The following is a 10,519-nucleotide window of genomic DNA, read 5'->3' on the forward strand; positions in this document are numbered from 1 at the left end:
TGGGGGGCTTATTGGGGGGCTTATGGGGGTTAAGCCTGGGGTCTTGTCTTGGGGCTTCCTAGAAGTTCGCTAAGGTTCAGCACGTACCCCCGGCGCTCCTCCTCCAGGAGGTGGCGGTAGGTGCTCAGGGTGATGGTGGGGGAGGCGTGGCCTAAGCGCTCACTCACCACCTCCAGGGGGATGCCCCGGGAGAGGGCCAGGGTGGCCCAGGTATGCCGGAGGTCGTGGACCCTCACCCGGCCAAGCCCCGCCTTCTGGGCCAGGCGGCGCAGGTAGTGGTTGAAGGCGTCAGGGTCCACCGGCTTATTCCCGCCCACCAGGAAGAGCCCGGCCACCTCCTCCGGGGTGAGCTTTTCCAGTAGCTCCTCCTTTCGGGCCCGGAGGAGGGCCATGAGGTCTGTGGGCAGGGGGATGACCCGGCGGGCCCTCGGGGTCTTGGGGGCGGTAAACTCCCCCCGGTCGCCCACCTTGGCCCAGGCTCGCCACACCCGCGCCTCCCCGCGCTCCAGGTCTATGTCCTGCCATTGCAGGGCCAGGGCTTCCCCCCTCCTCAGCCCCGTGGAGAGGATGAGCCGGAGGAGGAGGGCCATGTCCTGGGACCTGGAGGCTTCGGCGGCCTCGAGGAGGCGGGCCACCTCGGAGGGCTCCAGGGCCCTTGCGGCCCTCTCCTCGTTAGGGAAGCGCACCCGCACCGCCTCCACGGGGTTCCTGGCTACAAGCTCCAGGTGCAGGGCTTCCCGGAAGAGCCCCCGAAGGTGCCCCACCACCTTCTTCACCGTCCTGGGGGCGTAGCGTTCTGCCAGGGCGTCCACCACCGCCCGGATATGGGCGGGGGCCACCTTCTGCAGGGGCATGCGGCCCAGGGGGTCATGGGCCTGGGGGTCTTTGAGGGAAGGGAGGGCATAGGCCAGCTCGTGGCGAAGGAGCCGAAGCGTGTTGGGCCGCACCCCTTCCCGCTCCTTGCGGGCCAAGTGCTCCAGGGCGAAGTCCCGCACCGTGAGGCGGGAAGGAGAGGAGAGGAGCCCCCGGGCCTTTTGGGCGGTTAGCTCCCCCAGGATGGCTTCCGCTTCCCGGCGGCTAGCCGCGTACCTGCGAAGCTTGACCAGCTTCCCGGTAAGCTCGTCAACCCACCTCAGTTCGGCAACCCACTTCTCCTTGGCGGGGTCGTAGTAGGTCGTGCCCCCGCCCTTACCCCTCCTTCCCTTCGCCATCCTTCACCTCCTTCGCCCATCCCAAAACCTTGAGCCCGGCCATGAGGGCTTCCCCCCTCTGCTTCGGGCTAAGATGCTCAAGAAGCTGGAAAAGCTCCTCCGGGCCGCGCACGCGCACCTTCTCTGAACGCTCCCCCGGGCCCAGGGGCTCCACGCCCAGGGTCCTAAGGCGCACCTCTAAAGGAGGGGGTTTGCGCATGTCCCTATCCTACACCTACCACGCGGGCCGCGTGTTCATTCGCGAAAGATAAGTTTCGCGAAGGAGGAGCCCAGGGGGTGGTGCGCTCGGGGGAGGGGTGAGTCATCGGCGCTCAAATCGCCTTCTACGGATGCGGAAGAACCAGCGGAAACTGTTTCCGCTGGTTCTTCATCACCGGACTCAACTTTGATGAGAGAACCTACCCGTTGCGCTATGTTGCGAAACCTTTTGGGGGGACAGATAACGACACGGTGTTGCGCCATTTGCCCCTATCCCAGGTAGTCCTAAAAACGGGGCAACGGCCCCCTGGAGGGCCGCGCGTCCTGCACCGGGCTATCGGGAACCCAGGCCCAACCCGGTGGGTTAGACCCTAGTCTACACCCCCCTTGCGGTAGAGCGCAAGTGCGGCTGGCCCATTTAGAAACTTCCCGTATAAACCTCCCACACCTCGCCCCCGTACTTCTTGGCCAACTCCCTAGCCAGCTCAAGAGCCTCCGGAGCAAAACCCACCGCCCTTACCACGTTTCCATCCTCATCCTTGAAGTAGACGACATAAACTGGGGTTTCCCGCTCCTCGTAAGCGTCTTCACCCTTTGCTCCGGTGAGCCTTTCCTCTTTCATGGGGTCCTCCTTTCTTTCTTCCCTTGGCCAAAGTCTACCAAGTAGCGCTCAACCCACCTCAATCGCCTTCATCCCCAAGCGGGAGAAGATGGCCTCCAGTCCCTCCCGCATGTCCTTAGCCAGGTCCTGGGCCAGGGCCTCAGGGAGCCCCTTCAGGGCATAGCGCCCCCAGAGGGGTAGCCCTAGCTCCAAGGGCTGGCCCTTCTTCCTGGCCTGGGAGAGGTACCCGAGCCTCCCACACTTCCGGCAGAGGAGCCCCCGGCGGGTCAGGTACAACACCCGGCGCACGCCTCCGCACCCGGGACAGAGGAAGGCCCACTCCACGCCAAAGGGGCGCTTGACCCCCACCAGCCGCACCTCTTGCTCCCCGTAGGTAAGGGAGAGGGGCGGCCTCTCGGGAAGGGGGCGGCCCGTCTTCATGCGCCAGTATTCGGCAAGCCACACGGCCCAAACCTGAGGGGTCCTTTCCGCAATCCCCTCCCAGGGTCTTCCCGGGCCGCGTCCTTCTCCCGGGAGGGGGCCGCGTCCTCCTAGCCCAAGCGCTGCCCTAAGGTTTATCCTTCCCATCCTCTAACCTCCTTGCCTAACCTGCTTGGTTCTCCCGTCCTCAATCGCCCCGCCTCGGTTCCCACATCCACAGGGTCTTGGGCGGGTCAGTCCACACCACCCCGAGGGGGCCAAGGTCAACCCCCTCCCGGAGGGTCCTCCCCTCGAGGTGGGGCCACATCCGGGCCGTGATGCCCCCAAACCTGGCCCAGGGCCACATGGCCGCTACCCACCGGGCCACGGCATGAAGAGGGGAGGGGTCTTCAGGGCCGGGCTCGGGGTACGGGACCTCCGGCGGTCCCGCACCCTCTTCAAGTGGCGGTTTTGCCGTCCCGGTCATGGTTCCTCCCTCACACCCCCCGGGGGGTAGCCACCTCCAAGTGGTCCGTTATGGGCCGTTTCGCCAGGGGGCGGCCCTTTTCGTCCATCTGCCCCAGGGCGAGGAGGGCGGCGGCTAGGGCCACCACTTCCCCCGGGGTGAAGAGCCGGGCATAGTCCCCGTCTCGCACCACCAGGTGGCCCGGGGGGTCCCAGGGCGTGGTGGACACGTCCAGCCCCTCCTCCCACAGGTAGCGGGCCAGGGCGTCAACGGGGCGCATGGGCCACCTCCTCCCGCCCCAGCCGGGGGGTCCTTTTCGCGTGCGCTATCTCCCCGAAAGCGCGTGCGCGTTCCCCCTCAAAACGCGGGAAAACGCCCTCCAGGACGGGTAAAACCATCGCGCACGCTATGCGCATGGACGCGCACGCCACTCCCCGGAATGCCGTCCTGAACGGGACAAAGGGCGTGCGCGTTGATTTTCTCGTGCGGGACGGCGCTCCCGGCAAAACGCGCACGCGCCTCACGCCCCCACCTCCTCAACCCGCCTCTTCACCCGGGCCCGGGCGATGGGCTCAAGACGGGGCGGGTCCCCGGCCCAGAGGCCAAGGAGCTCCACCTCCCTGACCCCGGGCCACCCCCCCTCCAGGAAGGTCAAGCGCTCCACGAGCCACGCCTCCAGGCTCGGGGCGTTCTGGCCGGGCCACATCCCATGCGCCTCCAGGTCCTCAATGTGTTCTCCTGACGGAGAAGCAACCTCCCCGGGCACGGCCAGGGCCCAGTAGAGCACCCGGCCATCGGCCACCACCCGGAGCTTGGGCGGGCGCGTCGTGCGCACCTTGGCCGCGAGCTCCGGGGCCAGGGCGATGAGCTTCCGCCACGGGCTCACAGCTCCACCTCCACCTCGTCCTCCTCGGGCCGGGGGCGGGAGCCGGTGATGTGAAAGACGCGCCCCCCCAACCCTTGGACCACCTCCGCCAGGTCAGGGCGTGCGCGTTCCTCCGAGTCTTGCGATGGGGAAGGGACTTCTGAACGCGCACGGGGTTTTCCCCCTACAGGACGGGGTTCCTCGGGTGGGCGTGCGCGGTCGTGCGCGTGGCGTGCGCGTTGGTTTTCCTCGTCCAGGACGGGGTTCTCCCCGGTTTTTGGGGAGAACGTGCACGCGGTTTCGGGAAGATAGAGCGCGCACGTTTCCCCGGTGATGGGGTGCACGTAGCGCCCCCCCTCCCTGAGCTCCCGGGCCAGGCGCTCGGGCTCGGGGAGGAGGCGGAAGGCCGCTTCCTCCAGGGGGGCCCCCTCCACGGGCCGGAGGGCCAGCCGGTTCCCGTCCCTCTGCACGTCCACCAGCCCGGCGGCCTCGGCCAGGTCTACCCACTTGTGCACGGTGCGCTTGGCCCAGCGGAGATGGCGGGCCAGGTCCTTCACGTAGACGGCCACGGCCCCCTCGGGGAGGTTCTTCTCCCTGGCCTCCTCCACCTTGTCCTCGTAGACTTGCCGCACGGCCACGGCCAGGGCCAGGGCCTGGGGGCTCACGGTGTGCACGCTCCGGGCCAGGGGGCGGGCGGCCAGGTGATAGGCCAGGGCGTAGTCCTCCAGGGTGGCCACCAGCTTCCCGCCCCTCTCCTCCCTCCGGGCGTGGTGGAGGAGGGCCACCACCTTGACCAGGGTCAGGAAGCGGCCAAAGTCCCGGCGGAGGCGGGTCAGGTCCTCGGGGAGGTCCTGGGCCTCCAGGAGCCGGGCGATGGCGGGGGCGTAGGGCACCACCACCTCCTTCCGGGGCAGGGCCTCGTAGAGGGCGTGCCAGGGGGCGGGGTCCACCTCGGGGCGTGCCCCCAGGGCCTCCCGCTCCGCCAGGGCCTGGACCACCCGGAGGGTGTGGTCCTTGGAGTCGTCCATGTAGAGGCTGAAGGTGCGGGTTTCGTTGTCCTCCTTGGTCAGCCCCTTGGTGAGCGTGGTGATGAGGGCGGTGGGGCCGGGGCGGAGGATTTCCCGGGCGGCCATGCGCCCCTGGGGGGTCTTCTCCACGGTCAGGTAGCGGATTTGCCCCTCGGAGAGGAGGGTGCGCACCAGGTACAGGACCTCCTCCGAGGCCAGGCCGTCCTCCTCGTAGAGGATGAGGTGGCGGTGGCGGAAGTCCAAATCCGCGTACACCAGGGCCTTGGCGCTCATGCTGGAGAGCTCGTAGTAGCCCCGGGGCGGGATGAGCCGCAGGACCGTCCCCACCAGGAAGGACTTGCCGGAGGAGGAGCGCCCCTTGACCAGGACGCTGATGGGGGCTTCCGTTCGGGCGGAGAGGAGGGCCAGGTAGAGAAGTCCCCGGTTCTCCTCCTCCCCCACCACCCCGAGCTCCCCGAGGGTGCGGATGGCCCGGTGGAGGAGGGCGGGGTCCTCCGAGAGCTCCCGGGCGGCCTCCAGGGCCTCCGGGGTCAGGGGCGGGGCGGCCTCCTCCCGGGCCTGGGCGTCCCGCGTGGCCCGGTAGCGGGCCCAGTCCTTGCGGAGGGCCCCCACGCTCACCCCGGTCTTCTTCTTGAGGGCCAGGAAGAGGCTTTCCACCTCGGTATCCAGGAAGCCCCCCTCGTAGACGGCCTTGAAGAGCTCGGGGAGGAGGGCGGGGAGGGTTTCCGCCTTGGCCCCCTCCACCATCTTGAGGAGGTCCTGGAAGGTCATGCCCACCTCCTCAGCCGGGCGTAGACGCGGCCCCGGTAGGTGCGGGGCTCGGGGGTCTTGGGGGGCTCAAGGGGCAAGGGTTTGGCCTCTCCCACTTGCCGCGCCCAGCGCAGGACCTCCATGGCCTCCCGCTCGGGCAATCCCGAGGCCAGGGCGGCCTGCATCAGGGAGGCCTCCGCCTCCTCGGGGGAGAGCCCGTGGCCCACCAGGCCGAAGGCGGCCACCGCGTAGGCCAGGAGGGTGTTGTGTCTACTACCCTCGGGAGCCCGGGCCACACGCTCCGCGTAGCTGGCCAGGAGGGCCTGGAGCCGTCTTGGGCTGGCTCCCTCCACCGGGGTCCACACCTCCCTGGGGGGCGGTGGCGGGGGGAGGAGCCGGGCCAGGAGGGGCGTGGGCACCGGGGGGAGGCCTTCAGGCTCCACCAAAGGCACCTCCCACTCGTAGCGGCCATGGGGAAGAGAGGTAGGCGCGGCCACCACGTAGGCCCGCCCCATGCCCCGGAGGTCCACCCCCTCGAGGGCCCGGGTGGAGGCGGAAAGCCTCACCCCCTCGGGAAGCCGGAGGAAGACGTGGACCCCACCCCTTGGTGTTTTCTGGCGGGAAGCCTGGTCAAGTTCAGGAAAATCCCGGCGTAAAGCCTCCCAAACCTCGGGGCCATCCACGTCCAAGACCAAGACCCCCTCCGGGGGCAGGAGCCCCACCCCGCACCTCGGGCAGGCCCGCCACCACGCCGCGATGACCACGGGGTCCCGGGTAGCGTCCCGCAGACCGCGCGGGGCCAGTCGGGGGTGAGGGCGCTTCTGGCCTTCGGCCAATGGCAGGATGGCGTAGCCCAGCCGCGCGTAGCGGATGGCGGCGGGGTAGAATGGGCTCGTAGCCGCCACGGCAACCTCCTACCGCCCCCGGGCCTCCTCCCCGGGGGTAAGCTCCTCCAGGCGGCCCTCCAAGAGGGCGTCCACCACCCGGGAGGGGACCAGGAGCCGCTTCCCGAGCCGCACCCCGTACTTCCGGGCAACCTGATACGCCAGGTCCCGCCCCACCCGGTCAGGTCCCAAAACTTCCCTAAGCTCCGCCACCGTGAGGAGTTTTGCCCTTCCAAACTCGTTCATGCCCCCAGGGTGGCGGTCAGCCCGTTCACCTAGGAAGGGGGCCTCCTAGGTGAACATAAGTGCTGGGGTTCACATGCTGGGAGTGTGGGCTATACCAAGACTTTCCTCAAGCCGGGCTATGGCCTTGGCAATCGCGCTCGGGCTGGCCTCCTCAAGCAGGACGCGCCCTTCCTTGTCCACCAGCCCTTCCAGTCGCGCCCTCTTGGCCAGGGTGCGAAGGCTCCACCCCTTCACCTTGTGGGCTACCCACCAATGGGCATGCTTCCACAACTCCCGATGAGGGAGGGCCCACTCCTCGTACAGGGCCCGGTACTCCTCTAGCCACTCCTCAAAAACTTGGCGGAGGCGGGCCTCCACCTCGGGCCAGCTTCCCCCCTTTGTCCCGTACACCGGTGGGGAAAACTCCGGCGGGCGGAAGGGAGGCGGTGGAGGGACGTCCACCATCGGGCTGGTGTAGACCAGAGGTTTGCCTCCGAGGTCCGGCGCTTGAGCCCACACCCGAAGATTTTCCAGGGCCCAGCTCAGGGGCTCGGGGTGGACCAGGTTCCACCTTCCTGCCCAGGCGAGAAGCGCTTCCCGGAGGTCCCTCAGCCTCACCAAGGCTTCTTCAAGGCTAGGTATGCCCTCCAGAGTTTCTATGGCCTCCTCCAGGCTTTCCCAGTCGTAGATGTACCACCCGGGGCGGTCCATTTGAGGGGCGGCCTCCCGGTACACCGGTGCCAGCCGGGCCAGGTCCTCCAGGACCTCCGGCGCTATTCGCTCCACAGCGTGAAGGACATAGCGCCAGGCGTTCCACCTACGCCAGCGCCCAGCGTACTCCATACCCACAGCATACGCCCTCTTGCGGTATCCTACGGGTATGCGCACCCTCAAGGTGCTGGCCGTATGGGACGGGGAGGCGGGGGTGTGGGTAGCGGAGAGTGAAGACGTGCCCGGCCTCGCCACGGAGGCCCCCACCCTGGAGGAGCTTCTGGCCAAGCTCGCGGTGATGGTGCCGGAGCTTATGGAGGAGAACGGGGTGGCCGTGGAGCCCCCGGTGGAGCTTCACCTCGAGGCCACCCGGCCCCTGGCCCTTTCCTGATGGCGGATTACGCCCCCGAGGTCAAGCGCCTCCTCCGGGAAGCGGGGTGCTACCCCGTGCGCCAGGGCAGGGGGGACCATGAAATCTGGTACAGCCCCATCACGGGGCGCAAGTTTGTGGTGGACGGCAAGATAAAGTCCCGCCACACCGCTAACGGCGTACTCAAGCAGGCGGGATTGCCGAAAAGGTTTTGATGGAGTCCTGAAAAGTTCCAAAGACCGGGGGGCTTATCGGGGGGCTTATGGGGCCGGAAGTACCCGTATTTAGCGGTGTATTCCAAGAAACGCCATCGGAGAAAACCCCTTACGGACGGGCATTTTCGGAAGATTGAGGGCATTCTAGCCCCGCCTTACAAGCGAGAGGTCAGAGGTTCAAATCCTCTGCCGCCCACCACGTCAGGGACGTGAGAAGTCCCCGGGGTTTTTCCCCGGGGCTCGTCTTCTTACCCCTTGACTACCCCTTGTCCTTGCCGAGGGGGTCGAGGTGGCGGAGGGTCTGTTTGAGGTCTTCCTCGGAGACGCAGGTGTAGTGCTGGAGGGCCACGGCGAGGCTCTTGTGGCCGGCGAGGGCGGCGGCGAGCTTGGGGTTCTTGGTCTCCCGGACCACGCGGGTGAGGCCCATCCTGAACCAGATGGGAGCGGCGGAGTGGGCGGGAGCCAGAAGGTCCTTCCCCTGCTCCGGAGGGAGCTGGCTTGCGTGCAGGGGCCTCAGGTGGCGGCGGCGGTCCTGGCCCTTTTGCCCCGGCACCTCTGGGGGCGGGCCAAGGCGGCGGCCTCGTACGCGGGGCTGATCCCGGAGCGGGAGGAGTCGGGGAAGAGCCTGGCGAGGAGCCGGCTTTCCAGGAAAGGCCCCCCGCTTTTGCGCAGGAAGCTCTACATGGGGGCCTTGGTGGCGGTGCGGCATGACCCGGGGATGCGGGCCGTCTACAAACGCCTGCTTTCTCGGGGAAAGAGAAAGAAGCAGGCCCTTCTCGCCGTGGCGCACAAGCTGCTCAGGGATGATGGGAAGGCTCAGGGACTACTACGCCACTCGGCTAAGCCAACAGGTTGCTTGACAAGAAAAGCAGCATCAAAACTGCGGGTTTGAGGGCCCGGGGTAAAAGGCGGTTGCCCCTCCCTCGGGAGCAAGATACATGAGTTTCGCAAACGCTGGACCAAGGGCCTACTTAGAAAGAATCTGGAGAAGCTTGTAGGCCGTCATCACCACGATCAGCACGCCAAAGCCCTGCTTCAAGCGCTTGCCAGGCACATACAAACTGGTGATGCGCGCACCCAAGAACGAGCCCATCGCGGCCACAACGATCAGAGCCGCGGCCAGCGGCGGATCGACTTTGGCCGTGGCGATATGCGGGATAAGCGCCGAGAAAGAAGGTGGTGTGACCGCAAGCGCATTGGTGGCGGCTGCACGTTTTGGTTCAAATCCAACTAGGATGAGCGTGGGCATCAGCAGAAAACCAGGGCCAACGCCGAGCATACCCGCTGTGACCGAGATCGGTACAGCAAGCAGCAGCGCCAGTTTCAAATTGGGCTCATCCGCGTAGGCAGTGCCAGGCTTCTCCGGCAGGAACATGCGCCACGCAAGAAAGGCAACGGCAGCGAAATAGAATGTCCACAAAAAACGTGCATCCACGTGTAAAGCAAGCCACGAACCGAACGGTGCGCCCAGCGTGGTGACGATGGCGAGCAGGATCGCCGGCCGCCACGCTACCAGTCCGCTGCGCGCAAATCCGAACAGCGAGAACAGCGCCGTGATGCCGTTCAGGAACAGGGAAAGCGGCTGTACCTCATGCACAAGGTCGTGCAGGAAGAAACCGAGAAACGGTACCGCTGCGAACGCCACGCCCAAGCCAAGCATGCCCGAGGCGATGGATAGCACGGCCAGGCCGATGATCATGATGAAAGTTGCGTTACCCACGATTGCCCTCCAAAGAAAGCACAAATCCACCTTTCCTCAGCACCACCCGGTGGACCTTCCTCCAGGCCCCCTTGGGCAGGTCCCCGATCCCCCCGGGGCAGTCCAAGGTGCGCACCAGGTGGGAGCGCTTGGGGTTCAGGCCCAGGTACTCCCCGGGGAAGGCCCCCTCCTCCCCTTCGGCCACGCAGGACCTCCCCGGCTCCGGGGGCTCCCCCCGGCGGAAGAGGTAGAGCCAACTTCCGTGCCTCAGGGCCGTCAGGCCCGGGAGCCCCAGGACCAGGTGGACCTCCTCCTCCCCGTAGACGGGCACCTTGTAGAGGGGGACGCCCGGCGCGGCCTCCCCGTCTACCCCCGCCCTCTCCGAGAGCCCCGGGAGGGGCACCCCGGTGGCCAGGGTGAACTCCTCCGGGGTCCACCGGAGCACCTTGAGGAGCCCCCCGATCTTCGGCAGGGGCACGTTCTGGAGGTTGATGAGCCCCTGCTCCAGCTTCCACACGTACCCGTCCGAGGTGCCCACGGCCCGCGCCACCTCTCCCAGGGTCAGCCCCAGCTTCTTTCGCTGCTCCTCAGGGCCTCTCCCACCTCCGCCCGGTCCAGCGTCGTCATGAGGCAACTATATACTAACCCAAGTTGCTACCTATCCCCTGGATCTGAAAAAATAGTGGCCGCTATGCTTTCCCGTCTCATAGCGGCCTTTTGCATTATAGACGACGCCCTGCAAGCCATGGGCTACAAGGATGACCCCCAAGCCAAAACGCCCGCCTCCGCCATCCTCACCCTCGCCCTCCTTGCCGCCCTAGAGTTCGGCGGCAAGCACAACAAGGCCCTGGCCCTCGCCAAAGACCTCGGCCTCTT

At 67.1% G+C, this 10,519-nt stretch carries 15 protein-coding genes and 2 pseudogenes; 4 read left to right on the plus strand and 13 right to left on the minus strand.

Features of this window, described 5'->3' with window-relative positions:
• Positions 1-29: 29 nt before the first annotated feature.
• From ACYQ0J_RS13380 to ACYQ0J_RS13425, 10 genes are all read right to left on the minus strand, one after another.
• Positions 30-1,211: a tyrosine-type recombinase/integrase gene (locus ACYQ0J_RS13380; RefSeq protein ID WP_460172600.1), complete on the minus strand. Its 1,182-nt coding sequence runs from the start codon at positions 1,209-1,211 to the stop codon at positions 30-32.
• Positions 1,189-1,410, minus strand: a complete 222-nt coding sequence (locus ACYQ0J_RS13385) for a hypothetical protein (protein ID WP_460172601.1) — start codon at positions 1,408-1,410, stop codon at positions 1,189-1,191. The genes ACYQ0J_RS13380 and ACYQ0J_RS13385 overlap by 23 nt, the downstream gene beginning before the upstream one ends.
• A 417-nt stretch (positions 1,411-1,827) precedes the next feature.
• Positions 1,828-2,031 (minus strand): hypothetical protein, encoded by a 204-nt coding sequence (locus ACYQ0J_RS13390; RefSeq protein ID WP_460172602.1) that lies wholly within the window; start codon positions 2,029-2,031, stop codon positions 1,828-1,830.
• 48 nt (positions 2,032-2,079) lie between these two features.
• Positions 2,080-2,475 carry a hypothetical protein gene (locus tag ACYQ0J_RS13395; RefSeq protein ID WP_460172603.1) on the minus strand — a complete coding sequence of 132 codons (396 nt, stop codon included), beginning with the start codon at positions 2,473-2,475 and terminating at the stop codon, positions 2,080-2,082.
• 452 nt (positions 2,476-2,927) lie between these two features.
• Entirely contained in the window at positions 2,928-3,176 is a 249-nt protein-coding gene (locus tag ACYQ0J_RS13400) for a hypothetical protein (protein ID WP_460172604.1), read from the minus strand.
• A gap of 240 nt (positions 3,177-3,416) precedes the next feature.
• The gene (locus ACYQ0J_RS13405; RefSeq protein WP_460172605.1) at positions 3,417-3,782 is read right to left on the minus strand and encodes a hypothetical protein; all 366 of its coding nucleotides are present in this window, start codon (positions 3,780-3,782) and stop codon (positions 3,417-3,419) included.
• Positions 3,779-5,560, minus strand: coding sequence for a hypothetical protein (locus ACYQ0J_RS13410; RefSeq protein WP_460172606.1), 1,782 nt, complete (start codon positions 5,558-5,560; stop codon positions 3,779-3,781). Before ACYQ0J_RS13410 ends, ACYQ0J_RS13405 begins: the two co-directional genes overlap by 4 nt.
• Entirely contained in the window at positions 5,557-6,444 is an 888-nt protein-coding gene (locus ACYQ0J_RS13415; protein ID WP_460172607.1) for a bifunctional DNA primase/polymerase, read from the minus strand. Before ACYQ0J_RS13415 ends, ACYQ0J_RS13410 begins: the two co-directional genes overlap by 4 nt.
• Positions 6,445-6,453: 9 nt before the next feature.
• Positions 6,454-6,669 (minus strand): hypothetical protein, encoded by a 216-nt coding sequence (locus ACYQ0J_RS13420; RefSeq protein ID WP_460172608.1) that lies wholly within the window; start codon positions 6,667-6,669, stop codon positions 6,454-6,456.
• 69 nt (positions 6,670-6,738) lie between these two features.
• Positions 6,739-7,491 (minus strand): hypothetical protein, encoded by a 753-nt coding sequence (locus tag ACYQ0J_RS13425; protein WP_460172609.1) that lies wholly within the window; start codon positions 7,489-7,491, stop codon positions 6,739-6,741.
• A gap of 37 nt (positions 7,492-7,528) precedes the next feature.
• Here ACYQ0J_RS13425 and ACYQ0J_RS13430 point away from each other — a divergent pair, with 37 nt between their 5' ends.
• Positions 7,529-7,750, plus strand: coding sequence for a DUF1902 domain-containing protein (locus ACYQ0J_RS13430; RefSeq protein ID WP_460172610.1), 222 nt, complete (start codon positions 7,529-7,531; stop codon positions 7,748-7,750).
• On the plus strand, positions 7,750-7,944 hold the full coding sequence (locus ACYQ0J_RS13435) for a type II toxin-antitoxin system HicA family toxin (protein WP_460172611.1): 195 nt from the start codon (positions 7,750-7,752) through the stop codon (positions 7,942-7,944). Before ACYQ0J_RS13430 ends, ACYQ0J_RS13435 begins: the two co-directional genes overlap by 1 nt.
• 259 nt (positions 7,945-8,203) lie before the next feature.
• Here ACYQ0J_RS13435 and ACYQ0J_RS13440 read toward each other — a convergent pair whose 3' ends face one another.
• A complete protein-coding gene (locus ACYQ0J_RS13440) occupies positions 8,204-8,371 on the minus strand; it encodes a hypothetical protein (protein ID WP_460172614.1) in 168 nt (55 codons plus the stop codon).
• Between ACYQ0J_RS13440 and ACYQ0J_RS13445 the strand changes: the two are divergent.
• Positions 8,358-8,804, plus strand: a pseudogene (locus ACYQ0J_RS13445) (transposase); the annotation flags it as partial. The gene ACYQ0J_RS13440 and the pseudogene ACYQ0J_RS13445 overlap by 14 nt on opposite strands.
• Before the next feature lie 107 nt (positions 8,805-8,911).
• Here ACYQ0J_RS13445 and ACYQ0J_RS13450 read toward each other — a convergent pair.
• Together ACYQ0J_RS13450 and ACYQ0J_RS13455 are read right to left on the minus strand one after the other, a co-directional pair.
• Positions 8,912-9,643 carry a sulfite exporter TauE/SafE family protein gene (locus ACYQ0J_RS13450; protein WP_460172612.1) on the minus strand — a complete coding sequence of 244 codons (732 nt, stop codon included), beginning with the start codon at positions 9,641-9,643 and terminating at the stop codon, positions 8,912-8,914.
• 13 nt (positions 9,644-9,656) lie between these two features.
• Positions 9,657-10,193: an XRE family transcriptional regulator gene (locus ACYQ0J_RS13455; protein ID WP_460172613.1), complete on the minus strand. Its 537-nt coding sequence runs from the start codon at positions 10,191-10,193 to the stop codon at positions 9,657-9,659.
• 141 nt (positions 10,194-10,334) lie between these two features.
• Between ACYQ0J_RS13455 and ACYQ0J_RS13460 the strand changes: the two are divergent.
• A pseudogene (locus ACYQ0J_RS13460) lies at positions 10,335-10,519 on the plus strand (IS982 family transposase); the annotation flags it as partial.

Source organism: Thermus sp. FJN-A, from assembly GCF_054655095.1.